The organism is Variovorax sp. Root411 (genome assembly GCF_001425205.1).
Lineage (GTDB): Bacteria > Pseudomonadota > Gammaproteobacteria > Burkholderiales > Burkholderiaceae_C > Variovorax.
In genome coordinates, this window is sequence record NZ_LMDW01000017.1 from 59201 (window position 1) to 84784 (window position 25584).

Annotated in this window: 24 protein-coding genes; 11 read left to right on the forward strand and 13 right to left on the reverse strand. The window is 63.0% G+C overall.

Annotated elements, in window-relative coordinates; all coding sequences use genetic code 11:
* The first annotated feature begins 130 nt into the window (after positions 1-130).
* The 3 genes from ASC92_RS28180 (at position 131) to ASC92_RS20780 (ending at position 3230) form a co-directional block, all read left to right on the forward strand.
* Positions 131-895, forward strand: coding sequence for an SDR family NAD(P)-dependent oxidoreductase (locus tag ASC92_RS28180; protein WP_082519661.1), 765 nt, complete (start codon positions 131-133; stop codon positions 893-895).
* A gap of 135 nt (positions 896-1030) precedes the next feature.
* Positions 1031-1798 (forward strand): SDR family NAD(P)-dependent oxidoreductase, encoded by a 768-nt coding sequence (locus ASC92_RS20775; protein ID WP_056519318.1) that lies wholly within the window; start codon positions 1031-1033, stop codon positions 1796-1798.
* A 55-nt stretch (positions 1799-1853) separates the two neighbouring features.
* Positions 1854-3230, forward strand: a complete 1377-nt coding sequence (locus ASC92_RS20780; RefSeq protein ID WP_056519321.1) for an MFS transporter — start codon at positions 1854-1856, stop codon at positions 3228-3230.
* Positions 3231-3610: 380 nt separating this feature from the next.
* On the opposite strand, the gene ASC92_RS20785 is transcribed toward ASC92_RS20780, so the two are convergent.
* The 4 genes from ASC92_RS20785 to ASC92_RS20800 all read right to left on the reverse strand — a co-directional run bounded on the left by ASC92_RS20785 (position 3611) and on the right by ASC92_RS20800 (position 7306).
* On the reverse strand, positions 3611-4672 hold the full coding sequence (locus ASC92_RS20785) for an ABC transporter ATP-binding protein (protein WP_056519324.1): 1062 nt from the start codon (positions 4670-4672) through the stop codon (positions 3611-3613).
* A gap of 17 nt (positions 4673-4689) precedes the next feature.
* Positions 4690-5610, reverse strand: a complete 921-nt coding sequence (locus ASC92_RS20790) for an alpha/beta hydrolase (protein WP_056519326.1) — start codon at positions 5608-5610, stop codon at positions 4690-4692.
* Positions 5607-6284, reverse strand: a complete 678-nt coding sequence (locus ASC92_RS20795; protein ID WP_056519330.1) for a hypothetical protein — start codon at positions 6282-6284, stop codon at positions 5607-5609. The genes ASC92_RS20790 and ASC92_RS20795 overlap by 4 nt, the downstream gene beginning before the upstream one ends.
* 188 nt (positions 6285-6472) lie before the next feature.
* On the reverse strand, positions 6473-7306 hold the full coding sequence (locus ASC92_RS20800; protein WP_200936013.1) for an IclR family transcriptional regulator: 834 nt from the start codon (positions 7304-7306) through the stop codon (positions 6473-6475).
* Positions 7307-7426: 120 nt separating this feature from the next.
* Here ASC92_RS20800 and ASC92_RS20805 point away from each other — a divergent pair, with 120 nt between their 5' ends.
* The 6 genes from ASC92_RS20805 to ASC92_RS20830 all read left to right on the forward strand — a co-directional run bounded on the left by ASC92_RS20805 (position 7427) and on the right by ASC92_RS20830 (position 12914).
* A complete protein-coding gene (locus tag ASC92_RS20805; RefSeq protein WP_056519333.1) occupies positions 7427-8338 on the forward strand; it encodes a carbohydrate ABC transporter permease in 912 nt (303 codons plus the stop codon).
* Positions 8339-8367: 29 nt separating this feature from the next.
* Positions 8368-9177, forward strand: coding sequence for a carbohydrate ABC transporter permease (locus ASC92_RS20810; protein WP_056519336.1), 810 nt, complete (start codon positions 8368-8370; stop codon positions 9175-9177).
* Positions 9178-9211: 34 nt separating this feature from the next.
* Entirely contained in the window at positions 9212-10534 is a 1323-nt protein-coding gene (locus ASC92_RS20815; protein ID WP_056519339.1) for an extracellular solute-binding protein, read from the forward strand.
* The gene (locus tag ASC92_RS20820) at positions 10531-11388 is read left to right on the forward strand and encodes a shikimate dehydrogenase family protein (protein WP_056519342.1); all 858 of its coding nucleotides are present in this window, start codon (positions 10531-10533) and stop codon (positions 11386-11388) included. The genes ASC92_RS20815 and ASC92_RS20820 overlap by 4 nt, the downstream gene beginning before the upstream one ends.
* The gene (locus ASC92_RS20825; protein WP_056519345.1) at positions 11385-12404 is read left to right on the forward strand and encodes a Gfo/Idh/MocA family protein; all 1020 of its coding nucleotides are present in this window, start codon (positions 11385-11387) and stop codon (positions 12402-12404) included. Before ASC92_RS20820 ends, ASC92_RS20825 begins: the two co-directional genes overlap by 4 nt.
* A gap of 81 nt (positions 12405-12485) precedes the next feature.
* Positions 12486-12914 (forward strand): cupin domain-containing protein, encoded by a 429-nt coding sequence (locus tag ASC92_RS20830; protein WP_056519348.1) that lies wholly within the window; start codon positions 12486-12488, stop codon positions 12912-12914.
* 210 nt (positions 12915-13124) lie between these two features.
* On the opposite strand, the gene ASC92_RS20835 is transcribed toward ASC92_RS20830, so the two are convergent.
* From ASC92_RS20835 to ASC92_RS20870, 8 genes are all read right to left on the reverse strand, one after another.
* The gene (locus ASC92_RS20835) at positions 13125-14654 is read right to left on the reverse strand and encodes a tannase/feruloyl esterase family alpha/beta hydrolase (RefSeq protein ID WP_235505923.1); all 1530 of its coding nucleotides are present in this window, start codon (positions 14652-14654) and stop codon (positions 13125-13127) included.
* Between the two features lie 197 nt (positions 14655-14851).
* Positions 14852-15301 (reverse strand): MaoC family dehydratase, encoded by a 450-nt coding sequence (locus ASC92_RS20840; RefSeq protein WP_056519353.1) that lies wholly within the window; start codon positions 15299-15301, stop codon positions 14852-14854.
* A complete protein-coding gene (locus ASC92_RS20845) occupies positions 15294-16946 on the reverse strand; it encodes an AMP-binding protein (protein WP_056519356.1) in 1653 nt (550 codons plus the stop codon). The genes ASC92_RS20840 and ASC92_RS20845 overlap by 8 nt, the downstream gene beginning before the upstream one ends.
* Positions 16943-17683: a nitroreductase gene (locus tag ASC92_RS20850; RefSeq protein WP_056519359.1), complete on the reverse strand. Its 741-nt coding sequence runs from the start codon at positions 17681-17683 to the stop codon at positions 16943-16945. The genes ASC92_RS20845 and ASC92_RS20850 overlap by 4 nt, the downstream gene beginning before the upstream one ends.
* 64 nt (positions 17684-17747) lie before the next feature.
* Positions 17748-18515 (reverse strand): SDR family NAD(P)-dependent oxidoreductase, encoded by a 768-nt coding sequence (locus ASC92_RS20855; RefSeq protein ID WP_056519363.1) that lies wholly within the window; start codon positions 18513-18515, stop codon positions 17748-17750.
* Between the two features lie 162 nt (positions 18516-18677).
* Positions 18678-20018, reverse strand: coding sequence for an MFS transporter (locus tag ASC92_RS20860; RefSeq protein ID WP_056519366.1), 1341 nt, complete (start codon positions 20016-20018; stop codon positions 18678-18680).
* Between the two features lie 119 nt (positions 20019-20137).
* The gene (locus ASC92_RS20865; RefSeq protein ID WP_056519909.1) at positions 20138-21175 is read right to left on the reverse strand and encodes an AraC family transcriptional regulator; all 1038 of its coding nucleotides are present in this window, start codon (positions 21173-21175) and stop codon (positions 20138-20140) included.
* Positions 21176-21259: 84 nt separating this feature from the next.
* Positions 21260-21631 carry a winged helix-turn-helix transcriptional regulator gene (locus tag ASC92_RS20870; protein ID WP_056519369.1) on the reverse strand — a complete coding sequence of 124 codons (372 nt, stop codon included), beginning with the start codon at positions 21629-21631 and terminating at the stop codon, positions 21260-21262.
* Positions 21632-21691: 60 nt separating this feature from the next.
* On the opposite strand from ASC92_RS20870, the gene ASC92_RS20875 reads away from it, so the two are divergent.
* Entirely contained in the window at positions 21692-22849 is a 1158-nt protein-coding gene (locus ASC92_RS20875; protein ID WP_235505924.1) for an NADH:flavin oxidoreductase, read from the forward strand.
* Between the two features lie 352 nt (positions 22850-23201).
* Here ASC92_RS20875 and ASC92_RS20880 read toward each other — a convergent pair whose 3' ends face one another.
* Complete coding sequence (locus ASC92_RS20880) at positions 23202-24089, reverse strand: LysR substrate-binding domain-containing protein (protein ID WP_056519375.1); 888 nt, start codon at positions 24087-24089, stop codon at positions 23202-23204.
* A gap of 190 nt (positions 24090-24279) precedes the next feature.
* Here ASC92_RS20880 and ASC92_RS20885 point away from each other — a divergent pair, with 190 nt between their 5' ends.
* Complete coding sequence (locus ASC92_RS20885; protein ID WP_056519378.1) at positions 24280-25584, forward strand: ribulose-bisphosphate carboxylase large subunit family protein; 1305 nt, start codon at positions 24280-24282, stop codon at positions 25582-25584.

The following is a 25584-nucleotide window of genomic DNA, read 5'->3' on the forward strand; positions in this document are numbered from 1 at the left end:
GAGTTGCTGGAGCGGGTGGTCGAGGCGCACGGGGGATTGGCGCGCTAGAAGCGGGATGAAGCGCTCAGCGCCACGAGCGTGACGGGTTGACCTGCCCCAGTACCTCACTTGATTAACAGAAGGAATTCACATGCCTCATCCATTCCCCGATTTTCGCCTTACTGGCCAGGTCACCGTCGTTACTGGTGGCGGTAGCGGTATTGGCAGGGCCCTGGCACACACGTTTGCTGGCGCGGGTGCCCGGGTCGTTGTACTAGATACAAACGGCGCGGCGGCAGAACAGGTGGCCAACGAGATAGGCTCGATGGCACAACATGCGGTTGCGGACGTGTCCAATGAAGACGCGATCGAAAGCGTCATGGAGGACGTCGCCCGCCAACACGGTCGAATCGACGTGCTATTCAACAACGCAGGTATCAATCGGCGCAACACCTCGTTTGATTTGACGATCGCGGATTGGAATGCGGTTGTAGCAGTAAACATGACCGGCATGTTTCTTTGCGCCAGGGCCGCAGCGCGGCACATGCGCGATGGCGGGGGCGGGCGAATCGTCAACACCGCATCGATACTTGGTATTTCCGGCGGTTGGTATCCGAATATTGTCTACCAGGCTACTAAAGGCGCGGTGGTCAATATGACCCGTTCGTGGGCTGTCGAATGGGCGCCCTATAACATCCGCGTCAACGCTGTAGCGCCGAGCATTATTCGCACTCCAATGACCGAAGCGCTCACAAGTCAACCGGATGCGGTTGCGAAATTCGAAGCGCTGACACCGCTAGGACGACTGTGCGAACCTGCGGACATGACCGGGCCAGTATTGTTTCTTGCTACTGCCGCATCGAGCATGGTTACTGGCCATATCCTTCCCGTCGATGGCGGCGTGTTGGCGCAATAACAGTTGAACCCAACCGGCCCCAACAGATCGTCGATCCAGATTTGGGCCACGGGCTTCCTGTTCAGTACGCCACACATTTGCCGGCCCTGCCCTGCAATTTCTGAATTAATTAAACTGAAACATGGAGAAAACACTATGAATTACAAGGGGTTTGACCTTGCCGGAAGAGTCGCAATAGTAACCGGCTCAACTTCCGGAATTGGGCTGGCCATTGCTCGTGGCTTCGCCCAATGCGGGGCGCAAGTCATTGTATCAAGCCACCTCCAGTCGGACACCGATGCGGCAGCGTCGTTATTGGCAAGCGAGGGCTTCGACGTCAAAGGTATCCGCTGCGACATCACCGATCTTGACGACGTCAAAAGCTTTGCCGAAGAATCCAAACGCGCTTTCGGCCGCGTCGATATTGTCGTTTGCCACGCGGCCGGCCCGGTCCCGGTCGGGCCGATTGCCGACACCGACATTGATCTGCTGGACGCTTTGCTCCTCACAACGGTGCGAAATAACCTGGTGTTGATCCGTCAGTTCTTGGCGGAGATGGTCGAACGCCGCTACGGGAGCATTCTCATGACGTCCAGTATCGCATCGGAACGCGCCAGTCCGGCTCTCGGCGCCTATGGTGCCGCCAAGGCTGCGCTGAACGGCGTGGTACGCAGCATCGCGGCCGAATGGGGGCAATGGAACATTCGCGCCAACGCCTTGGCCCCGTCGATGGTGCGCACGGCGTTCTCGCAAATCATGTTGAACACCCCAGACGCTGTAAAAGCGATGGCCGCAAAATCGCCCTCTAATCGCATCGCCGAACCAGACGATATCGTCGGCGCCGCGATTTTGCTGGCGTCGCCAGCCGGATCGTACATATCTGGCCAAACCCTGCTCATCGACGGCGGTCGTTCAATTATTTAGCCTGTACTACAGCGCGATTCGCGCTGCACTCACACAAAAAAATACGGAGACAACCATGCCGGAGAATCAAAAAATTAATGTCCGTTCGTTTATCGATGAGCGGCCGGTCGGGCGCTATCAAATCTTTATTATTATCTTGGTTTTTCTGGTCGTTGCATTTGATGGCATGGATGTCGCGATCATGGGTTTCGCTGCGCCGGAAATCATTCGGACCTGGGGCATTACAAAGTCGCAAATGGGCTCGATCTTGGGTGCAGTTTTCTTCGGCGTAGCAGTCGGCGCCCTCATTGCAGGCCCCATCGGCGACCGCTACGGTCGCAAGCTTATTCTGACCGCGAGCGTGTTCTGGTTCGGCGTGCTGACCTTGATTTCCTCTCAGGCGGCAGACGTCAATACGTTGATCACGCTGCGGATCTTGACAGGCCTCGGCCTCGGCGCGGCATTGCCGAACGCTGTTACGCTGATTTCCGAGTATGCACCAATGAGAAAACGCTCGCTAATCGTCACGATCGTCTACAGCGGCTTTACTGGCGGGGCTGCCATTGCCGGTCTGGTTGCGGCATGGCTACTTCCAGCATTTGGATGGCGAGTCATGATCGCAATCGGGGGGCTGCTCCCGATCGCATTGGCCCTCGTCCTAGCCATGTGGCTACCTGAATCGGTCGCATTTCTCACGCTGAAAGGAAAACGACTTGCGGCCATCCCTAAAATTCTCCGCAAAATCGACAAAGGCTCCGGCGTCCCCTCGGATGCCACGTTTTGGATTCCGACGCCCGTTGATCAATCAAAGGGAGCTGTCGCCATCCTGTTCACTAAAGCCTATGCCATGGGGACTTTTTTGTTGTGCTTGGCGTATTTCATGGGCGTGTGCGCCACGTACGTCATGGTCAACTGGCTGCCAGTCATTGCCAAGGACGCCGGTTTCACCCTCGGGCAGGGCGTCGTCATTACGTCCCTGATCACGCTCGGCGGTCCGATCGGATCGATCTGTATCGGTGCGATCATGGATCGCGTACGTCCGCACTGGGTACTGGTACCGACGTTTCTGATCGCTGGCGCATTCCTCGCCTCCCTCAGCGTCGCACCAAGAAATTTTGGTGCCTTGTGCGTATTGATGTTTGCCTTGGGGTGCTTCTTCCACGGATCAATGACTGGCTTGCAGGCGCTCTCGGCCATGTCATTCCCAACTGCGGCTCGCTCGACAGGAATCAGCTGGATGCATGGCTTCGGCCGCTTGGGCGCTATTGCCAGCGGCTTTATCGGCGCAACCATGATGGGCTGGGGATGGGGACTCGGACAGATTTTCCTGGCGCTGGCGGTGCCGATGGTCGTCGCAGCCTGCGCCGTCGCCCTTTTGGGCATGCGCAATGAGCGTACGCGTATTGAGCATAGTGAAATAGGTAGCTCACAGGCATTCAGTTTGCAAACCTGACCCTCGAATGGTCCTTCTGGTCGTTCGGTATGGTTGGGGAGTCTTATTACGACCAGCGGCTCGTGCAGCATTGCGATGCGGCCGTACGGGCCGTACGACGTCAGCATCGGATGACGGCCAGCGCCGTTTGGTCGAAAAGCATCGGCTCTGACGCGTTGAGGTCGACAGGGGAAGCGTTGCCAGTCGACGTAGCACGGCCGCGCGGGCCGAGGGGCGGTGTCGCCTTCGCGATCATTCCGTCGTCCGTGGGGATCTCGACATCCCAATCGTGGCAGCATTGATCTCGCGCACGCCCCCTTGAACGCCGGTCATCCGAAGTTTCTCGCTGCCGCGAGCACTGAATCGGACGAGCGGCATTCCTCTTGTGATCCTTGCAGGGATCAGTGCAACGGCTCGAGCCGTTCGCCGGAGTCCGCGCGGAAAAGATGAACATGCGCGCTGTCCGCCCCCAGGCGCACCTGGTCGCCGGGGCGCACACTGACCCGTTCGCGCAGCACGCAGGTGAGCTTGGTGCCGCCCGCATCGACGATGAGGTGCGTCTCCGAGCCGGTGGACTCCACCACCAGCACACGCGCCTCCACGCCCTCGGCGTCCAGCCGCAGGTGCTCGGGCCGCACGCCCAGCGTGAGGGCCTGCCCGCTTGTGGCCGGCACGCCGGGCACGGTCCAGTGGTTGCCCGCGTTGTCCACAACGCCCTTGCCGTTCACCTTCACAGGCAGCAGGTTCATCGACGGCGAGCCGATGAAGGCCGCGACGAAGACGTTTCGCGGCCGGTCGAACAAGTCGAGCGGCGTGCCTACCTGCTCCACGATGCCATCGTGCATGGCCACGATCTTGTCTGCCATCGTCATGGCCTCGATCTGGTCGTGCGTGACATAGACGGTGGTGGCCTTCAGGCGCTGGTGCAGCTCGCGAATCTCGGCGCGCATTGCCACACGCAGCTTGGCGTCCAGGTTGGACAGCGGCTCGTCGAACAGGAAGACCTGCGGGTCGCGCACGATGGCCCGGCCCATTGCGACGCGCTGGCGCTGGCCGCCGGAGAGCTGCTTGGGCAACCGCGTGAGCAGTGGCTCCAGCCCCAGGATCTTGGCGGCCCGGGCCACGCGCTCTTCGGTCTCCTGCTGCGGCGCATGGCGCAGCTTCAGCGAGAACGCGAGGTTGTCCGCCACCGTGAGATGCGGGTACAGCGCATAGTTCTGAAACACCATGGCGATGTCGCGATCCTTGGGCAGCAGGCCGTTCACACGGCGCCCGCCGATGCGGATCTCGCCGCCGTCGATGCCTTCCAGGCCTGCGACCATGCGCAATAGCGTGGACTTGCCGCAGCCCGACGGGCCGACCAGCACGACGAATTCACCGTCGCGGATGTCGATGCTCACGCCGCGGATGATCTGCGTGCTGCCGAAGGACTTGGCTACGTCCTGGATCTCAACTGTTGCCATGATAAGAAACTCCTCGTTCAAAAGGGATGGTGTCGTCGCGCGAAGTCGGCCGCCCGCTGCAATGCCGCCGCAGCCGCACGCACACGGCTTTGCATCTTCATGAAGCCGTGCGGCACGCCCGGCACCTCTAGGTATTCGCTGGGCACGCGCGCATCGGCCAGACGCTCCGCCAGAGCGCGGCTGTCGTCGCGCAGGCAGTCGAGTGCCGCGCCCAGAACGAAGGTGGGCGGCAGCCCCCGCAGGTCCGCCCGCAATGGGCAGACCAGCGGATCGTTGCGCGATGCTCCAGGCGCGTAAGCGTCCCAGTAACCGCGCATCTCCTCAGTGGTGAGGCCCCAGCTGCCGTCGCCGTTCTCCCGGTGCGAAGCGGTAGCCAAGCTTGCATCGAATGCGCCGTAGAACAGCAACAGGAGTTCTGGCTGGGCCACCGCCTGGCCGCGGAGGCTCAACGCCGCTGCCAGCGCCAGGGTGGCGCCGGCCGAGTCGCCCGCAAGCCACAGCGGCCCGGGGAAAGCGAGGCTCTTGCAGGCGGCAACGATCTCGTTCAGTGCGCGCGGAAAGGGATGCTCCGGCGCAAGAGCGTAGTCGATGGTCAGCACTTCTCGCTTGCAGGCCAACGCCAGCGCCCCTGCAAGGCCTTCATTGGTCTCGTGATCGCCTATGCACCATCCGCCGCCGTGGCAATACAGCACGGTGCCGGGCTGCGCGGCGGCGGGCACAAAACGCCGCATGCTCACCATGCGCCCGAGCAGCTGCTTCGATTGCAGTTCGCTCGGGACGCCGAGCGTGCCGGGCTGGCTCCAGAAACGGTTTTCGGCCGCGAAGTGCTCGCGCAGCTGCGCAAGGTTCAGGCGGCTGCGCTCTGGAAGGCCCAGTCGAGCCAGCTCGGACCAAGCCGCACGCACCTCTGGGTCCAAAGGGGAGTTGAGCTCGCTCATCCCGCTTGCCAAGCGGTCTTCAGCCGCGTGTGTTCGTGCAGGTAGCGGCCCACTGACGCGTCTCGCAGTTCGGTCGACTGTTGCAACAGCGCAAGGGCCGCGTCAAAGGCGCCGGGATCACAGGCTTCCAGCAACAGCACCCAGCGAGCCGGGGCCTGCAAATCCTTGCGGTCCTTGCTTTCGGCGGTGCGCTGGCCCGACATGCCGACGTCCGAGCCCAGCAGGTGCGCACCGCTGATGCGCGGCAGCCGCGCAACGGCTTCCAGCGCCGAGCTCAGACGCGGCACAACGTCGCGCACCGTGTCGTCCGCGATGTCGAAGCGCACGGTCAGCATCGCGCCACCCGAGCCCACGCCGTGGCTGGCCACCACGCGCGTGAGTGATCGCGTGGTCGTCTGGAAATGTGCGGTGGTCGCACGCGTCCACTCCGTAGGCTCGTTCAAGCGCGACAGATAGTCGCTGCCCTGGATGACCTGGAAGCTCGCGGTTTCATACAGGGTGAAGAACTCCGGCTGCGTCGCTGCATCGGCAGCGCGATAGCGGCGCCCCCGCACAAAGCCGGGAATGCCCACGCGCTCGGGCATGTGCTCGTGCAGATGCCAAGCGTAAAACTCCGCACGCCCGGCCTCGGCGATGTCGTTCCAGATAGCCACTGCACCTTCACCTGCCAGCATGGTTTTGCTCCTTGAATGTGGTGGGCACGGCCTCGCGCAGGCTGAGCGCGACTTGGCCGACCCTTCGGAAACACAGCGCGGCCGCTCGTTCGGCCGCGCACGATGGACGCCTGTGAATGAAAACGACGCCTGGAGCGGCGGACGCGCAGGACGCCTCGGCTCCGGCGAGCTTCCGATGGGGAAGGCCTTTATCCATTGGAGACTTTCAGCGGCGTAATCCCCATCATGGCTTCCATCACCTTGCGGCTGGGCCACAGGTCGGCGATCTCAGCCGCGGTGGCCTGCACGTCGGGTGCGATGGCGGCGATGCGCTCCGGTGGGAGTCGCGCCACCGGGCCGGCCACGCTGACGGTGCCGATGGCGCGGCGGCTTTGCGGATCCACGATGGCGCAGCCCACCGCGCACGTGCCTGGCTCCCCCTCCTCGATGGACGTGCCGTAGCCGCGCTCGCGCGTCAGCGCAAGTTCGGCAAGCAGGCTGGCCTCGTCGCGCACGACTGGCCGGCCGAACCGGGAAGGCACGACGAAGCCGCGCGCCTTCACCAGGGCCACGGCCTGCGCGTCGTCCAGGGTTGCGAGCCAGGCCTTGCCGGTCGACGTGGCGTGCAGCACCACGGGCTGGCCCATGTCGGGGTCGTAACGCAGGCCGGAGAGCGAACCCTGGGCCTTGGCGATCCAGATCAGCGCATCGTCTTCCACCAACGCGAGGCGCACCAGTTCGCCGGTGCGCGCGGCCAGCCGGTCCAGGGAGGGCTGGCAAATGTCCGTGATTCCGGAGGCCGCGAGGAAGCGAAAGCCGATGGCTGCCAGTTTCACCGTCATGCGATAGCGCTGGCTGTACTCATCCTGCACCGCCAGCCCCCGCCTCACCAAGATGGAAAGCAGCCGGTGCACGGCGCTCTTTGGCAGGTCCAGTCGCCGCGCGACCTCGCTGATCGGCAGCCCTTGGGGGTAGTCGGCCAGCAGCGTGAGGATGTCCAGCACGCGCTCGATCATGTCGCCAGTGGCCACGAAAATCTCCATGTATTTAGAACAGGGTTCCAATGTAGCACCAGCACCAGGCCCATTATCGAGGGATATCCCGCATGACGAAGCATATTCAAGCAACTACATTGGAACAATGTTCTATGAGAGGTAGTTTTTATGAATGCCGTTCCCTACGCGGAGGCCGCGACTGTGGCGCAGGCGGATCCCCGACCGCCGGGCTTCTGGGCGCGTTTCGCCTGGTTTGCGCCAGCTGTCGCCGTGCTGCTCGCCGTCACGCTCTATCCCACGGCCGTGGTGCTGTGGCTGAGCGTCCACCGCACGCGCCTCTATGAAGTGGTGGAAGGCGTGGGCTTGGCGAACTATGTCTCGGTGATCACTTCTCCGGCCTTCCTCGAACTCAGCCTCAACTCCCTGCTGTACGTGTTCGGCGCGCTGGCAGTGGTGCTGCCTCTGGGGCTGGCCAGCGCCCTTGCACTGCAGAACATTGCGCGCGGCGCTGCGTATGTGCGCACCCTGCTGTTGCTGCCCTGGACGCTGTCCATGGGCGTGGTGGGCTGCTTCTGGCTGTGGCTGCTCAATCCCTCGTACGGGCCCATGAGCTATCTGATGCGGTCCCTGGGCATGGAGCCCGGCCTGATGCTGGGCGAACCATCGCTGGCGCTGGTTCTCGTCATCCTGGTCACCGCGTGGTGGTCCTTCCCCTACGTGATGGTGATGATGAGCGCCTCGCTGCAAAGCATCCCGGCGGAGCTGTATGAGGCGATCGACATTGATGGGGGCGGCCTGCGCGCGCGCCTGCGCCACGCGGTGTGGCCGCACATCGCGCCGACGCTGGGCAGCACCGCGCTGGCGCTGGGCATCCTCTATCTCACGCTCATCACGCTGATCCTCGTGCTCACCGGCGGCGGGCCGCTGGGCTCGACCGCCACCTGGAGCTTCGAGGTGTTCTCCAGCGCCTTCCGCTCGGTGGACCTCTCACCCTCGTCGGTCATCTCCGTCGTGGTGCTAGGGGTCAACCTTTTCCTTGGCTATCTTTATACGCGGCTCACCGGCCGCGTCTCGGGCTGAACATCATGCATATCCGCCGTTCCGAAAAAATGCTGTCCTGGGCCGTGCTGGCGGCCCTGGTACTGGTCGTGCTGATCCCGCTGTCCTGGGCGGTGTTCACCTCGCTCAAGAGCGAGGCCAACGTCATGGCCTACCCGCCTACCTTCTTGCCTACCGAGCCGAGCCTCTCGGCGTACAAGGCGGTGTTCCGGAACGAGACCTTCGGTTCCGACCTGTTCAACTCGGTGCTGTACGCGGTCGGCGCGGTTGCGCTCGCAGTACTGCTGTCCGCGCCCGCCGGCTACGCCGCTTCACGCTTCGAGTTCCGCGGCAAGCGCACCGTGATGCTGCTGATCCTGTCCACGTCCATGATCCCCGGCGTTGCCCTGCTGGTGCCAACCTACTTCCTGCTGGACGCGCTGGGCCTCTTGAACAATGCTGCAGTCATCATCGTGGTGCAGGCCGCGCGCCTGGTGCCACAGACGGTGTGGTTCATGCAGAACTTCGTGGATGCCGTGCCGCGCGAACTGGACGAGGCGACCCAGGTGGACGGCGCCAATCACTGGCAAACCTTCACGAAGGTCATCTTGCCGCTGGTGCGACCCGGTATCGCCGCAAGCGCCGTCATCGGCATGGTCACGACCTGGAACGACTACATCACCGTGGCCGCGTTCGCGCCCGAGGTAGCGCACCGCACGCTGCAAGTGGCCCTGGTCAATCAGGTGTTCGACAGCATCGGCATCACCTGGTCGTACGTCATGGCCTACGCCGTGGTGTCCTCCCTTCCCATCGTCGCCATCTTCGTGCTCGCACAGCGATGGTTCATCAGCGGCCTGACCGCCGGCGCCGTCAAAGGCTAGTCCACAACATGCGCACTTAAACCAGGAGACAAACATGAACGAGCAAAAACCAGCAAGCACGAACGAACAGAATCCAGCGCCGCGTACGAGCCGGCGCATCTTCCTGGGTGGCATGGCTGCCATGCTGGGCGCACCCGCGGGCCGGGCCTTTGCGCAGACCACGGAGACCATCGCCTACAACACCTTTCTCGACCCGGCCAACACCAAAGACCCGCGCGCGTCGGCTCAGACGCAGATGATCGCGGCCTTCGAGGCCAGCCAGCCGCGTGTGAAGGTGCGCGTGGTGGTGGACCCCGCAGGGCAAAACGGCGTACGCGCCGCACGCGCCAAGTCGGACAGCCCTGACGTCATCCGCGTGTCCACTCTCCAGATGCCCGAGTTCGTGTCCACCGGCTCGGTGCTGGCCATCGACGAGCTGATCGCGCGCGACAAGGTGGACACCACGGACTGGCTGATCGGCCTGGACCAGACCCGCGTCGCCGGCAAGATCTGGGGCTTGCAGCAGGACTATCGCATCCCGATCTACGTCTACCGCAAGAGCAAGTTCGACGAGGGGAAAATTGCCACGCCGCCGCGCACGTACGCAGAAGTGAGCGCGCTCGGCCCGCTGCTGACCAGGCAGAACCAGATGGCCTACGGCGTGCCCATTGGCCTGAGCGGCGGGATCGGCGGCGCGCAGGCCTTCGTGGAGTTCATCGTGAGCTCCATCGTTGCGGGCAACAGCGACCCGTTCTTCGCGCCCAACGGCCGGGAGATCGGCTTCAGCGACAAGCGGCTGCTGCTGGCAGCCAGCATCGTCAAGGACCTGTTCCAGAAGAAGGCTGCGACTCCCGTCAGCCTGCAGTTCGCCTATAACGAATTGCAGGATGGGATGCGTGCCGGCACGGTCGCATCCGCCACCTTCGGGTTGTACCGCTACCGTGGCCTGAAGGCCGCCGTGGCCGACGACCTGGCCTGGGCGCCGGCCCCTTCGGTGGAGCCCGACGACAAGCACGCGGTGTACGGCTTCCAGATGTGCATCAACCGCAATTCGCCACGCCAGGGCGGCGCGTGGGAGTTCGTCAAGTTCATGGCCAGCCCGGCAGCCCAGGCGATCGCCGCGCGAGGCGGCGAAGTGGTGGCGCGCGCCAGCGCTTACAAGGACCCCTACTTCAAGACGCCGGAAGCCGAAGACCAGTTGGGCTGGAAAGCGCTGGTGGAAAAACGCGGCCGCATGGTGAACTACTCCATCATCCAGTCAACCTTCAACCAGATCTGCGGCGAAGCCTTCCAGCGCATGATCCTCAAGGACCTCGCGCCTGCAGCCGTGGCGCTCGAGGTGCGCACCCGCTACACCGAAGCGCTGGCCAAAGCATGATGCCGCATGTCACAGGAACAACCCGACTCTATGGGTTGGTGGGCGATCCGCTGACGACAGCCAAGTCGCCCGAACTATTGAACCGGCTCTTTTTCGAACAGCGCGCAGACGCGGTGTGCATCCCATTTGTGGTCAAGGACGATGACCTCCCCGCATTCGTCACCGGTGCACGGGCCTTGGGGAATCTCTCCGGCGTGCTGGTCACGATGCCCCATAAGCAACGGATGCTGGCCTTTGTCGACGAACTGGATCCGACGGCCCGGCAGGTCGGCGCACTCAACGTCATCCGTTGCGATAAGGATGGGCGCTGGGTCGGTGCCATCTTCGATGGGCTCGGTTGTGTGCTTGGCATGCAGTGGGAAGGCAATGACCCGGCGAACAAGTCCGTTCTTCTCGTCGGCGCCGGAGGTGCGGGAAGAGCCATCGCATTTGCAGTCGCTTCCGCGGGCGCCCGGACGTTGACCATCTTCGATGTCGACGAGCGCCGCGCCGCCGACCTCGCCGCCTCCGTCGCCGCCGCAACCGGTTGCATCACACGTGCGGGCTCATCCGATCCGCACGGGTTCGAGATCGTCATCAATGCCACGCCGCTGGGTATGCGCGCGAACGATCCCATGCCGGTGGATCCCGAGCGGCTGGATCCCGGCAGTATCGTCGTAGACATCATCAATGCGCCCGAGCCGACGCCGCTTTGCCGCGCCGCCGATGCACGCGGTTGCCGTACCCAAGGCGGACGCCCGATGCATGAAGGGCAGGCACTGCATGCCCTTCGTTTTCTTGGATTCGATTACCGCCCCGATGGGAAGTCAATGCCAGGCGATGGCTTGCAATTTGCGAGAGGAGAACACCCATGAAAGTTGCATTGCTGGAGGCCAGTCATTGGCATGTCCCACTCTATCTCGATGCGCTCGAGGCGCCTGGGATCGAGGTGGTTGCCGTTTCTGATTCGGAGCAAGTGAAAGGGCAAGCGATCGCAACGCGATTCGGGAGTACGCTGTACTCGTCGCCCTATGAGCTGCTCGAGCGCGAGGAAGTCGATTTCGCGTTTGTGTTCGGTCGGCATTCCGAAATGCCGAAGCTCGCGGAAGCGGTGATCGCGCGGCGAATTCCATTTGCGCTGGAGAAGCCCTGCGGCGTCAACATGTCGCAGGTTACCCGGCTGCGGAAACTGACCGAGGAAGCCGATCTCTATTGCGCGGTACCGCTCATCTTTCGCATGAGCGATCTGCTGAACGCACTCCACGGTGCCGAGGGCTGTGTCCCGTCGGACTTCAACTACATGTCCTTCCGGTTCATCGTAGGTCCGCCCGGTCGTTATGAAGCAGCGGGCGCGGGCTGGGCGCTCGATCCCGCGTTTTCAGGTGGCGGGTCCACGATCAATGTCGCGACGCACTTCATAGACTTCTTCAGATTGCTGACCGGCAAGGAGATCACGCGCGTCTCTGCCACCATGAACTCCCGGACGCACCGGGGGGCGGTTGAGGACTACTCGTTGCTGACGATGCAAACCGAGGATGGCGTGATCGGACTCGTGGAGACCGGATACAGCTTTCCCAGCACTTCAGATGAACAGCGCGAATTCTCGTTCACCCTTTCGTCCGATCGCATGTACGCGAAATCGGGCCCCGATCGGATCGAGATCCGCGACCGAACCAATCTTGCCGCCGGCACCCGAAGCTTACGTCTCGGGCTGGAAACCGACGCCTACTACCCGCTGTTCGTCAAGCGGGTGCTTTCTGAATGCCGCACGGGTGCAAAACCGATCGCGTCATTGCGCGATGCCGAGGCAATGATGCAGGTCATGGACGCGGCCTACGCTTCGGCTCGGCAAGGGGGTGCGCTCCAGACTCTTGCGCCGATTGCTGTGTGATCCGACCAACCGCCCATCGCCACCTACGCCAGCGCCGCGCATCTCGATAGCACTCGCTGACCAATCAACTGAAAGAATCCGATGAACAAGACTGCGCGATACCAAGGCCCATTGCCGCTTGACCAGGCGAAATCCAAATTTTCTCTCACCCCTCTCGAAGACAACCGCTTTCATCGGGATGGTCCCCGCGCCAATGTTGAGTACCGGGATCTCGGAATGGCGGATGCTTCGGGGGGCCGCATCAGCGCCAAGCACATCCGCGCTGTCCAGCCGTTCGGCAAGGAGACCGGTTGGCATTGGCACGACATGACGGCGCACTTCGTGTACGTGCTGAAAGGCTGGGTCGAATTCAGGTTCGACGGCATGCCGGAACCGGTGACCGTCGTTGCCGGCTCCTGCCTCAGTCAGCCCGCCGGAGTGGCGCACAACGTCATTCGCCAGTCTGACGACCTCGAGCTGATAGAGATCAACACGCCGGCGGACTATGTGACGGTCGAATGTTCTCCCTGAGCGGCCGCGGCGCGTCCTCGCCTCCACTCTCGGAGTTCGGAAAGATCAGCTGCGTCGCAAGTCTTCGTGGCGCTCGAAGAGCGTCACCGCCCAGTCGATGAAGACACGCACCTTCGCACTGAGGTAGCGGTTTGGCGCGTAGATGACCGAGCCGGGGCAACACGAGTGCTCACGCACTCAGCGCAAGGTTGCTCCAACCATGCCGGACGACTATGGAGCCGTGCACGTGAAACTTGATTCGGCGTCCGGATCGCCGCTTCCGTTGTACTTTGCGTATTGCGGGTACTTGCAAAGCGGGCGTTGCATGGCTTTGGTCCCCGGGGCTGCCAAGCTATTGGTCGCCACGATTTTCTTGCTCGAAGGCTTAACGTCCTTTTCGATCCAGTCGAACATGGGCCCGACCAGGTCGACCTTGTCAGCGCCTTGTCCAACACCGAGCCCGTTGGCGCAGTGATCCACGCCAGGCGCCTGGTAGTACTCGACAAACTGGTCCGCCGTGGCTTGGCCGCCGGCTGACGCGATCACCTTGTTGTAGTAGTCCGTGGTGTTATGCGGCGTGATCAACCAATCCGTCAGGCCATGCCAAAGCAGGAGCTTGCCCCCGTGCGCCCTGAACTGCGAGAGGTCCGGGTTCACCGCATCGATCAAGCCGACGAGATAGTCGAGACGCGATGTGTACTGCGCCGGGTCGATCTGCAGGGGATCCGCGGTCGCGCTCTGCGCAACGAAGTACTTCATGAAGTCGCCGCCAAGCAGCGTCGGACCGAGTCCACCCCAGGCTTGCAGAAGCGCCGGGTCGGCCGTTTCTCCTCCAAAGGGAAATCCCGGCCATGTGTAGCGGCCCCCTGCCACGCTGGTGGGCTCGTACATCGTCCTGGCCGATTCCAGCTGGGCATCCGTCAGGCACGAATCCGACTCGGCGCCAGTGCACTTGAGCGCGGACAGGTTGAACGTGCAAAGGTCGGGCCGACCGATGACCTTGTCTTTGAGCCCGTCGAGTCCGTCGCACTGGTCCATCACGGCATTGGCAATGGTCTGAACCTTCGCCTTGCTCAAGGCTGCGCCGGGCTTGGCCAATTGCTTCAGCTGCTTCTGGTAGTAGAGGAACTGCGGCGTGTAGGCATTCGCAGGTGCGCGCGAAATGACACCGTCGAATGCGTCTGGATATCGCTGCGCCTGGATCAGGCCTTGGCGTCCACCGCCGGAGCAACCTTCGTACACCATCTTCGCGCTGGCGACTTCTGCGCTGCCCAGCCGGGCCTTCATGATCGCCTTTGCCGGAGGAAGCACCCGTGCCACCGCCATGTACGCGTAGTCGTTGAGCATGTCGGCATCCAGGGCGAAACTTCCCCCAAGGCTCGACCCGGTGTGCCCGTGGTTCGTCGCGATCGTGGCATAACCCCCTTCGGCCACGCCCGGGCTCAACGCGCTGGCGGTTATCACGCCATCGAATCCGCCGCCACCCATGAAGACGGTTCGATGGTTCCACACCGTTGGCATCCTGACTTCGAAGGCCAGATCCTTGGGCATCTCGCCGCGTACGAGGCAGTTCTCGGGAACTGCTCCCGCGGTCGGAAAAAATTGCGCCTTGGCAACGACAGCGCCTTCGAAAGTCTGGCCCTGCAATTCCATGCATGCAGCTTCGGCCGACTTGGCCGCCACTGGCGCTGCGAACACCGCGGGCGCTGCTCCCGAAGAACCGCCGCCGCAACCAACCAACAAAAGGGATGCCGCCAGCAAGAGCGCGGCTGCCTTCTTCAGAGGGCGTCCAGGGTCCGATTTGCTTGCACGACTTGCTGCTGCGGCGGCGGTCCCTGGCCAACCGCGAGAGGGCCTATCTAGATTGATCATTTCTGTCTCCAATAGCTCGTTTTAGGAATGGGCAGGCGCCTGCTTGCCCGAGCGAAACGGGTCACCCCTCGGGGCGTGACCTCGACTTAGAGTTCCGGACCGAACAAGACCCTGCCGTACGCGAGGACGCTGACCCGCCCATTCGCGTCCTTCATCGAACCCTCCAGTTCGAGAACGCTTCCGTTCTTCCGGCGGGCAGCGGCCGATGTGGATGTCACGACCCACGCCAGGGTCACCGTCTCGGTCGCCAATACGGGATACAGCAGATCGACCGAAAAGCTCGTGCCCAGGACGTGGCCCCGCTTGGCGAAGTGCGACCCGACCAGGCCCATCAGAAGTGACGTCGTGTGCGCCCCGCTCGCAATCAGCCCGCCGAATCGCGTGCTGCGTGCGAACTCCGCATCGTGATGCAGCGGGTTCTCGTCCCCTGCGACCCGTGCGAACGTGCGAACCTGCTCGTCATCGAAGCGATGGACGCGCGAGAAGCAGTACCCAGCCTGGATCGCGGGGCCCACCGCCGGCATGCACTCAACCATGAGTTGCCAACCTGGTGATGGCTTCCGTGCTTCCCGCTTCCTGGCGCAACCGGAACTTCTGGATTTTTCCGGTGGCGGTCTTGGGAAGGCTTGTGAACACCACACGGCGCGGACATTTGAAATGGGCCAGGCGTTCCCGGCAGAACTTCAATATCTCCCCTTCGGTCGGTGCTGCAACGCCAGCTCGCAGTTCAATGAAGACGCAAGGGACTTCGCCCCACTTCGGGTCTGGCTGAGCGACCACGGCGGCGTGCAGCACCGCCGGATGTCCGTGAATCACGTCCTCGACTTCGACGGACGAGATGTTCTCTCCGCCCGAAATGATCACGTCCTTTGAACGGTCGGTGATCTGGGCATAGCCGTTCTCATGAAGCACGGCGACATCGCCGGTACGGAACCAGCCGCCCGCGAGTGCCTTGCGCGTGGCCGCTTCGTTCTTGAAGTAGCCCATCATCACCGTGTTTCCGCGCAACATCAGTTCACCGACGGTCTTGCCGTCCCGAGGAACAGGATCGAGCGTGTCCGCGTCGCCGACCATGAGGCCTTCGAACATGGCGGCCCTCGCGCCCTGCCTCACCCTGAGCTTGCCTTGATCGGTCGGCGAGAGGTCGTCCCACCCGTCCTGCCAGACGCAGCTCACCGGCGTGCCGGACACCTCGGTGATGCCGAAGACATGCTCCACGTCGAAGCCCATGGCCAACACCGCGTCCAGCACGGCGATCGGCGGAGGCGATCCGGCGGTCAGTACGCGCACCGGCCGGCTCAACCTGGTGTGCCGCGCAGAGTCCGCCAGCATGGCCATGACGATCGGCGCAGCACAGAGATGATCGACCTGGTGCACGTCGATCGCCTGCAGCACCGCTTCGGCGGACACCCGGCGCAGGCAGACATGCGTACCGGCTGCTGCCGTGATCGCCCATGTGAAGCACCACCCGTTCGCATGGAACATGGGCAGCGTCCACAGATATCGCGGCGCCCGCGGAACGGCCCAGTTCGTGTTCTGGAGCAGGCTCATCAGGTAAGTGCCACGGTGGCTGACGACCACACCCTTGGGATCGCCCGTCGTGCCCGAGGTGTAGTTCAGGGCGATGGGCTGCCACTCGTCAGACGGCCAGCGGCCCGCGAAATCCGGATCGCCACTTGCGAGCAGCGATTCGTAGTCGGCCTCGCCGATGCGCTCGCCTGGCGGCGCCAGATGATCTTCGATATCGATCACCGAAGGCGGATGGTCGAGCTTCTTCAGCGCCGCGGCCACGACTGCGGAGAACTCGCGATCGACCAGCAGCAGCCTGCACTCGCCGTGCCGCAGGATGAACGCGATTCCCTCCGCGTCCAATCGGTGATTGATGGCGTTGAGAACTGCACCTGCCAGCGGCACGCCGAAATGCGCTTCCAGCATGGCCGGTGTATTGGGCGCGAGGACGGAGACGGTGTCGCCCGGCTCGATGCCTCGCGCGACGAGTGCCGACGCAAGGCGATAGCAGCGCTCGCGTGTCTGCTCCCACGTTCGCGTCAGATCGCCATGCACTACCGCCACGCGCTTCGGATGCACGAGGGCGGCCCGATCCAGGAAGCCAAGCGGCGTCAGTGGCACATGGTTCGCTTCGCAGCGGTCAAGGCCCGTTCCGTAGGATTTCGCGCTCATGGTCTTGTCTCCTTGGCAGTGTGGTGAAACGTCGTGAAGGTCGACACGGGCTCGCGCTCGGTGACGAGCGAGTTCTCGATGGAAGCAGGGTCGGCATAGCCAAGGCTCATGCCGCACACGAGCATCTGCCCCACGGGAATCTCCAGGAAGTCGGCGATCTGGCGGTGAAACTTGAGGAAGGCTGCCTGGGGGCAGGTGTGAAAATTCCGCGCCCTCGCAGCGATCATCACGCTCTGCAGGAACATGCCGTAGTCCAGCAGGCTTCCTTCCGCGAGTTCACGATTCACGGTGAAGAAGAGCCCGACGGGAGCGTCAAAGAAACGATAGTTGCGTCCATGCTGCTTGTGCATGCGCTCCTTGTCGCCCTTGCCTATCCCCAACAGGCCATACAGGTCCCACCCAACTTTTCGGCGCCGTTCGAGATACGGGGAAAACCATTCGCGCGGGTAGTAGTCGTAGGGCTCCTGAAGGTCCTGCGAACCTTCCGGGTCGTCATCGAGCTCGGCCAGTGCCGCGGACAGCTTCGCCTTCGCCTCGCCGGTCAACACATGCACGCGCCACGGCTGCATGTTCATGCCGGAGGCGCTGTAGCGCGCCGTCGAAAGAATGGCTTCGACTTCCTCGGAAGGCACGGGCGTGGGCAAGAAAGCTCGCACGCTGCGTCGGCTGGAGATGGCCCAATCCACGGCTTCTCGCAGGACTTCTGCGCTCAATGCGGGCGCGGTCACTCGGTTCATTCGAAAAATCCTTCTCTTCTCATATCTTCTATGCCGCGCGTCAGGGGCAAGGCGTACTCGGTGATTACTTGGGAGCCATCCGGATCGCACCGTCAAGTCGAATCACTTCGCCGTTGAGGTACTGGTTTTCAATGATGTGCAGCACCAGGCTCGCGAACTCGTCCGGACGACCCAATCGCGGAGGAAAAGGCACCATCTGTCCCAGCGCTTGCTGCACCTCGGCCGGCATGGCCGAAAGCATCGGCGTTTCCATGATTCCCGGTGCCACGGCCACGACCCGAATGCCCACGCGCGAGAGTTCTCTTGCAACAGGCAAGGTCATGGCGGCGATGCCTCCTTTGGAGGCGGCGTATCCCGCCTGGCCAATCTGGCCATCGAAGGCGGCAACCGACGCCGTGTTGACGATCACACCGCGCTCGCCGTCTTCTGCGGCGCGGTTTTTCGCGATCTCCGCGGCCGCCAGCCGCAGAACATTGAAGGTGCCGACAAGATTGATCTGGATCGTGCGCGCGAAGGCATCCAGATCATGCGGACGTTCGCGCCCCAACACCTTCTCTGCGGGCGCAACCCCGGCACAGTTGACGGCGCCGTGGAGGTCGCCGAAGGCTTCGCGGAAAAGCCGCAGCGCATTCTCGACATCGGCCGCGGACGTGACGTCGGCCCGGACTGCAATGGACCGGTCTCCCAGCTCATCGCAAAGGGCTTGCGCTGCGGCAATGTCCCGGTCCAAAAGAAGGACGGAAGCTCCCGCCCTCACCAGGCGCCGAGCCGTCGCGGCGCCCAGGCCGGAACCTGCACCCGTGATGACGAAACCACGATCTCTTGCTTGCATTCTTGTCTCCTTCGCGCTCGCCCACCTGGAACGCGCCATGTTGCTTCACTCTATCCACCGTGCGCCTTCGCGGCCATGTCCGATCACGTCAGTACCGTGGGGCGTACGGACACCCGTCGGGGCCAGGCGATACCGCCCTCCTTCGATGCGGGCTTTTGCCTGCTAGCTGGCCAGCGCGTTCACGGCTCTGGTGCGCGTCGAATCGGCTCGCGATTGGTTCACGAACGTGACGGCGACAGCCCCGAGAAGCCCGGCAACCGCGATCGCCATGAAGTTCTGCTCCATGGGAAGCTTCAAGGAGACAAGCCAACCGATCAGAACCGGCGCGACGATTGCGCCGATTCGGCCAACACCAGATGCGAAGCCGACACCCGTTGACCGTGTCGCAGGTGAATAGAAATCGCCAGCGTATGCATAGGCCAGGAGTTGCGTGCCCAACGTGGAAGCACCAACGATGAACACGGCCAGGAACAGCAGTTCAGTCGACTTCGTATACGCGAGTGCTGTCAGGGATATCGCACCTGCTGCATAGAAACCGATCAGAACGTGTTTGATGTTGAACTTGTCGCTCAGCAAGCCTCCGCCGATCGCACCAACAATGGCACCGACGTTGAAGACGATCACGAAGTTCAGGGCGGACCCGAGGCTGTACCCCGCCATGGCCATCAGTTTGGTGAGCCACGAGTTCAGCGCGTAGACCATGAAAAGGCCCGTCATGAATGCGACCCAGATCATCACGGTGCTGAACCCGCGGCCTTCCTCGAACAGGCTGCGTATGGGGGCTGCGCGCACCTTGTCGGTGGGCGATCCTCCGTAGACGGCGTCCATTGCATGCACCTGCTCGGGCGCAATCCTTGCCGCCATCGCCCGGAGCTGCCGTTGGTCACCCTTCTTGACGAGGAACGACAGCGACTCCGGCATCGTCTTGAGGATGAGCGGAATCAGAAGCACGGGAAGTCCCGCCACGTAGAACACCCACTGCCACCCATAGCCTTCGATCAGTTGCTTGGCGGTCAGGGCAACGAGAATGCCTCCCACTGAATAGCCGGCAAACACCAGGGTCACCAAGCGTGTGCGCAGATTCGATGGAGCGAACTCGCCCATCTGCGCTGTCACGATGGGCAGCACACCTCCGATGCCCAGGCCGGCGATGAAGCGGGCGACGCTGAAGCTGATCGGGTCATGGGTCAAACCGGCCGCAGCGGTGAAAAGGCTGAAGAACGCAACGCACACCGCGATCATGCGCGGACGACCGATTCGATCCGCCAAGGTGCCAAGAAAGATGGCCCCCAGCATCGTGCCGAGCAGCGCGGACCCGGCCATGACGCCGGCGCTTGTCGCATCAACCCCCATGTCTTTCATGATCGACGGGAGCGCTGCCCCGACGACGGCCAGGTCGTAGCCGTCGATGACGAGGATCAGCACGCACCAGAAAAGGACGAGGCCGTGGAATCCGTTGAAACGCGATTGGCCCGCCAAGGCGTGCACATCGACTTGTTGCATGTTGTCTCCTGTCGTTGATGTTCGCCGCTTTGTGCGGCGTCGACCGGAGGTTATTTCTGCAACTGTTCGGTGCCCATGCCCGAAGGCCTCGATATGGGCGGGGCGTCAGGACACGGGAGCTACGGGCGCGATGAGCGCTCCTGCGTCGGGTTGCTGGAGGAGCGATAGGTGCCGGGGCTGACGCCGGTCCACTTCTTGAAGGCGCGATGGAACGCACTCGTTTCCTGGAATCCAGTCTGAGCGGCAACCTCCGCCACGGTCAGCGACGCGCTCGAGAGCAGGTCAATGGCGATGTCCCGGCGCAGGTCGTCCTTCAACCGTTGATAGCTCAACCCTTCTTGCTGCAACCTGCGCTGGAGCGTGGTGCTGGAAAGGCGTAACTCCCGAGCGATTTTTTCCAGCTCCGGCCACTCGTCCGGCATCTGGCTGCGCAAACTCTTTCGAATCTGAGCGCTTGTACTGGCGTCGTTGTGATACTTGACAAGCAAGTTCGCGGGAGCCGCGCGGAGAAAGCTGTCGACCGTTTCGGGCGTTTCAGCGATCTTGAGATCAAGCAGTTCACTCGCAAACACAATATGCGTGGTCTTGGCATTGAAGGTCACGTTGTCGCAGAACCGTGTGCGGTAGTGACTGTCGTCGACGGGCGGCGCACACCGAAACTGCATCTCGCTCAAGGGAATGCGCCGATGCACCAGCCAGCATGCCAGGCCATGCACGAGGATGAACCAGGTGCCGTAACCGAATAGCCGGCGCAGCACGCCGCCGTCGTGCAGGATCACGCGAGCTTCGCTTTCCGTACGGATCAACTCGCCACGAAAATCGTCCAGCGTCGATCGAAGGAACCTGAGAATGCGGCGCAGGGCATGCTCGAGGTTGTCCGAGCTGACAGCGGCACGGGTCATGAGCGCATAGCTTCCGCGCCGAAGCCCATGGCTGTCCAGACCGAAGAACTCGTCGTCCATCAGATCCGCAAGCGCGACCCACATGCGCGAATACGCCGCTGCGGAGATGCGCGCGCGAGGAGAGTTCAGCAACTCACGATCGAGCTTGGCGAGCTCAAGGACATGGGTGATGTCCATGTTGCGAAGCTGCGCGGCATGAAGCGCTTCATGCACGAGTTCGATCGCGATGGTTCCCTTCAGTCCAGCGGACTTCATGCTCGTCTCCGGCGGTTGTCGCAACTCCGCCTTGCGAAGCATGAGGCGTGCAACTCGGTTGCTCTCGTGGTCCCCATCCTGTCTCTACGCCTCGAGCCGCACATCGAAGGCTTTCCGTGCCTCCTCGACCTGCGTGATATTGGCCAGCGTCCAGCCGTGCAGCGCCTTGAACGGCTGCTCGAGCGTGCGGCCGAGCGGCGTGACTGCGTACTCCACGGCTATTGGCGACACCGGAATCACGCGACGCGAGATGAGCCCGTTGCGTTCGAGCCGCCGCAGGCACTGGGTGAGCGCTTTCTGCGTGATGCCTTCCAGCTGCCGCTTGATCACGTTGAAGCGCAGCGGGCCGTCTGCGAGCACGTGCAGCACCATCATCGACCACTTGTCCGCAATCTGATCGAACAACGCACGGCTGGGGCAATCGGCGGCGAAGCATTGAAGTGGGCGATCGATCATGGTCGGTTTCCTCGGATATACCTGGGCACTTTAAAGTGCCTAATTGACACTAGGTTTACGTTGTATACCATTCGCCGGGTCTTTACAACTGAGAATTTACCCATGTCATCCATCGACACCAGCGCGCTGTTCCAGCCACTCACCATCAAGAACCTCCAGCTCAAGAATCGGCTTGTCATGGCGCCGATGACCCGCACCTTCTCGCCCAACGGTGTCCCCGTCGAGGCCAATGCGGCCTACTACCGGCGCCGTGCAGAAGGCCAGGTCGGGCTGATTCTTTCGGAGGGTACGGTCGTCAATCGCCCCGCCTCGCGCAACGATCCCAACATCCCGTTCTTCCACGGCGAACCTGCGCTGGCCGGCTGGAAAGGGGTGATCGATGCGGTGCACGCAGCCGGCGGCCGCATGGGCCCGCAGCTCTGGCATACCGGTTCGGCGCGCTACACCGAATGGGAACCCGATTCGCCGGTGGAAAGCCCGTCGGGCCTGGACGCACCGGACAAGCCGCGCGGTGAGGCCATGACCGAGGAAGCGATCGCGGACACCGTGGCGGCGTTCGCCGCAGCCGCGGCAGATGCCAAGCGCCTGGGCTTCGATACCGTGGAGATTCATGGTGCACACGGCTATCTCATCGATCAGTTCTTCTGGTCGGGCACCAACAAGCGCACCGATCGGTATGGCGGCGCCACGCTCAAGGAGCGCTCGCGGTTCGCCAGCGAGATCGTGGCGGCCACACGCAAGGCGGTGGGTCCCGACTTTCCGATCATCATGCGCGTCAGCCAATGGAAGCAGCAGGACCTGACCGTGCGTCTCGCACCCACGCTCAAGGAAATGACGGATTGGCTGCTGCCGCTCGTGGAAGCTGGCGTGGACGTGCTGCATTGTTCGCAACGGCGTTTCTGGGAACCGGAATTTCCGGAGCTCGACGGCGAGAACGGCCTGAACTGCGCGGGCTGGGCCAAGAAGCTGACCGGCGCGACCACGATCAGCGTGGGCTCCGTGGGCCTGGACGGCGACGTCCTGAACGCCTTTGCCGGCAAGGGATCGAAGGCGGCGAGCGTGCAGCGATTGGTCGAGCGCATGGAACGCAACGAGTTCGACCTGATTGCCGTCGGCCGTGCATTGCTCGGCGACCCGCACTGGGTTTCGAAAATTCAATCGGGGGATCACGAAAACCTGAAGGGCTTTGATGCCGCCGCACTGGGTGCGCTCGTCTGATGCCACTGCGACGCTGATCACAGATCGCTAGTGTCGTGAGTTAGAAGTTCGCAGACAAAGCCTCTCGACACTGGCAAGGATGTCTTCGGCAGTTTTCGACCATACGAAAGGCTTCGGCTTGGCAAGGTCGGGATTCCATGGAAATCAACACCCGGCAGTCGGCGCGAACGCTGCCGGCTTGGCGCAGCGCATCCGTGCCAAGGTTGCAGGTCGTCCATCATCGGTCGGTCGTGCATCTACGCGCAACGCCCCGTCTAGACTGGTTGGGGTCCTGCGACACCTTCAGTCCTCAGGACGCATCGCGCTGGATTCGGATGAAACGTTCGCCTTTTGGTTCGCCGGACCACAACAGTCATGCCCTCGATTCGCGAAACTCAGCCTCCAGCCAATCGGCGAAGGCGCGAATATCCGCGCGTGTGCGAACGTTCGGCGCAAGCCAGAGCACCACCTGCCGCAGGCCCTCAACGAATCCGAAGGGGGCGATGAGACGCCCGCTCTGAAGGTCGTCCTCCACTAGGAAACGCGGAGCGATCGCGACACCCAAGCCGCATGCGGCGGCGTGCAGCACCAAGTAGAAATGCTCGAAGGATTCGGAGGGCACCACCGCTTGCTGAGTGCTGCCCACAGCTTCGCGCCAGTCGTTCCAGGCCTGCGGCCGCGAGCCCGTGCCCAACAGGTTGGCGCGCGACAGGTCCTGGGGCGTGGCCAGGCCGATCTTCTGCGCATATTCGGGCGAACATACCGGTCCAAACCATTCGCGCATCATCGGCCGCACGATCACGTCCTGGGGGGGCTTGACCACGTCGTTGCGGATCGCCACGCCGATTCCGTCGCGCAGCAGGTCAAGCGGACCATGGTCGGCCGAGATGGTGAGTTCCACCGTGGGATGCCGTGCCTTGAACTGCGCCAGCCGGGGAATGAGCCAGCGCATCATGATGCTGGCCGAGCACGATACGGCGAGCGGCCCGGGCCGGATCTGCTCGATGCCCGCGGAGATGAGGCCAAAGGCCGCGCTGAGTGTCGCGGCCAGCCGTGCGCCCTCGGGCGTGGGCTCAACCGAGCGCGCGAGGCGTCGCAGAAGCGGCTGGCCGAACTCTTCCTCCAGCAATTGCACCTGCTTGCTGATCGCGCTGTGGGTAACGCACAGCTCTTCCGCCGCCCGCGTCATGCTGCCAAAACGCACCACAGCCTCGTAGGCGCGCAGCGCGGTCAGAGACGGGATGCGCGTGCTTGGGGACATGACGGGATCGTTGAGCGAAGACGCATAGAGCCTGGAATTTTATTCACAACCCTGCGGCCCGCCGCATGTGAGCCCAGGGCACACAAGAACGCGCACAACTCGTTTGTGGCCTGCAAGACGCTTGCGCAGAATCACATGGTGCCAAATCTGGCGCATTTCCCGTGCAATCCTTTTCTCCCGATCCCACGTCATGACGCAACGCTTCTCGGCCACTTACTTGATCGAAACCACTTCCGAGCCGATGCGCGCGGCCCTGGAGATGGCCGGCGAGCAATCGACCGCCACCACCATGCGCATCGCCGGCGAATCGGATGCCGTGGTGGAGCGGCACGGTGCGCACATCGAATCCCTGGACGAACTGGAATCCGTGTCGACCCTGTCGCTGCCCGACGGCCGCGCAAGCGCCGAGCCTGTGCGGCGTGCGCGCGTGACGCTCTCCTGGCCGACCCACAACGTGGGCGCGTCGCTGCCCATCCTGTCGACCACGCTGCTGGGCAACCAGACCGGCATGCGCCGGCTGAGTGGCATCCGGCTGGAACATCTGGAACTGCCGGCAGCGTTTGCGGGGCAGTTTCCGAGGCCGCACTTCGGCGTGGCCGGTACGCGCGAACTGGTCGGCGTGCATGGCCGGCCGCTCATCGGATCGATCGTCAAGCCCAACATTGGCCTGTCGCCCGGCGAAACCGCGCAGGTGGCACGCTCGCTGATCGAAGGCGGCGTCGATTTCATCAAGGATGACGAGCTGATGGCCAATCCGCCCTACTGCCCGCTCTCAGAGCGCGTGCCGGCCGTCATGCGCGTGATCCGCGATTACACCGAGCGCACGGGTCGCAAGGTGATTTACGCCTTCAACATCAGCGACGAAACCGACGAGATGAAGAGGCATCACGACCTGGTGCTCGCCGAGGGGGGCAACTGCATCATGGTCAACCTCAACAGCGTGGGGCTCGCGGCCGTGCAGAGCTTGCGGCGACACAGCCAGTTGCCGATCCACGGCCATCGCGCGGGCTGGGCCATGCTCACGCGGCATGCGCTGCTGGGCATGAATTTCCAGCCCTATCAGGCACTGTTCCGGCTTGCGGGCGTGGACCAGCTGCATGTGTCTGGCCTGGGCGGAAAATTCTGGGAGAGCGCGGACGACATCCTGCAGTCGGCGCGCGATTGCCTGACGCCGCTGGTGCGGAGTCTGCAGGGCACGCCGGAACCGCGGGACGCGCAAAACGACGACCGCACCATGCCGGTCTTCTCTGGTGGCTCGACCATCCACGAGGCCGCACCGACCTTCGTTGGCGCGGGCACCACCGACCTCATCTACGCCTGCGGCGGCGCGATCTTCGGCCATCCGGACGGGATCGCGGCCGGTTGCCGGAGCATCCGTGAAGCCTGGGAGGCCGCTATCGCAGGCGTGGCGCTCCCGGACTACGCCGCCCAGGAAGGCCATGGCGCGCTGGCCGCGGCGCTTGCGCACCGACCGGTGCGCAAGGTCGCGGCCTGA

Coding starts and splice junctions, on each gene's coding strand:
- ASC92_RS28180 (WP_082519661.1), top strand. CDS start 131: ATGCCTCATCCATTCCCCGATTTTCGCCTTACTGGCCAGGTCACCGTC.
- ASC92_RS20775 (WP_056519318.1), top strand. CDS start 1,031: ATGAATTACAAGGGGTTTGACCTTGCCGGAAGAGTCGCAATAGTAACC.
- ASC92_RS20780 (WP_056519321.1), top strand. CDS start 1,854: ATGCCGGAGAATCAAAAAATTAATGTCCGTTCGTTTATCGATGAGCGG.
- ASC92_RS20785 (WP_056519324.1), bottom strand. CDS start 4,672: ATGGCAACAGTTGAGATCCAGGACGTAGCCAAGTCCTTCGGCAGCACG.
- ASC92_RS20790 (WP_056519326.1), bottom strand. CDS start 5,610: ATGAGCGAGCTCAACTCCCCTTTGGACCCAGAGGTGCGTGCGGCTTGG.
- ASC92_RS20795 (WP_056519330.1), bottom strand. CDS start 6,284: ATGCTGGCAGGTGAAGGTGCAGTGGCTATCTGGAACGACATCGCCGAG.
- ASC92_RS20800 (WP_200936013.1), bottom strand. CDS start 7,306: ATGGAGATTTTCGTGGCCACTGGCGACATGATCGAGCGCGTGCTGGAC.
- ASC92_RS20805 (WP_056519333.1), top strand. CDS start 7,427: ATGAATGCCGTTCCCTACGCGGAGGCCGCGACTGTGGCGCAGGCGGAT.
- ASC92_RS20810 (WP_056519336.1), top strand. CDS start 8,368: ATGCTGTCCTGGGCCGTGCTGGCGGCCCTGGTACTGGTCGTGCTGATC.
- ASC92_RS20815 (WP_056519339.1), top strand. CDS start 9,212: ATGAACGAGCAAAAACCAGCAAGCACGAACGAACAGAATCCAGCGCCG.
- ASC92_RS20820 (WP_056519342.1), top strand. CDS start 10,531: ATGATGCCGCATGTCACAGGAACAACCCGACTCTATGGGTTGGTGGGC.
- ASC92_RS20825 (WP_056519345.1), top strand. CDS start 11,385: ATGAAAGTTGCATTGCTGGAGGCCAGTCATTGGCATGTCCCACTCTAT.
- ASC92_RS20830 (WP_056519348.1), top strand. CDS start 12,486: ATGAACAAGACTGCGCGATACCAAGGCCCATTGCCGCTTGACCAGGCG.
- ASC92_RS20840 (WP_056519353.1), bottom strand. CDS start 15,301: ATGGTTGAGTGCATGCCGGCGGTGGGCCCCGCGATCCAGGCTGGGTAC.
- ASC92_RS20845 (WP_056519356.1), bottom strand. CDS start 16,946: ATGAGCGCGAAATCCTACGGAACGGGCCTTGACCGCTGCGAAGCGAAC.
- ASC92_RS20850 (WP_056519359.1), bottom strand. CDS start 17,683: ATGAACCGAGTGACCGCGCCCGCATTGAGCGCAGAAGTCCTGCGAGAA.
- ASC92_RS20855 (WP_056519363.1), bottom strand. CDS start 18,515: ATGCAAGCAAGAGATCGTGGTTTCGTCATCACGGGTGCAGGTTCCGGC.
- ASC92_RS20860 (WP_056519366.1), bottom strand. CDS start 20,018: ATGCAACAAGTCGATGTGCACGCCTTGGCGGGCCAATCGCGTTTCAAC.
- ASC92_RS20865 (WP_056519909.1), bottom strand. CDS start 21,175: ATGAAGTCCGCTGGACTGAAGGGAACCATCGCGATCGAACTCGTGCAT.
- ASC92_RS20870 (WP_056519369.1), bottom strand. CDS start 21,631: ATGATCGATCGCCCACTTCAATGCTTCGCCGCCGATTGCCCCAGCCGT.
- ASC92_RS20880 (WP_056519375.1), bottom strand. CDS start 24,089: ATGTCCCCAAGCACGCGCATCCCGTCTCTGACCGCGCTGCGCGCCTAC.
- ASC92_RS20885 (WP_056519378.1), top strand. CDS start 24,280: ATGACGCAACGCTTCTCGGCCACTTACTTGATCGAAACCACTTCCGAG.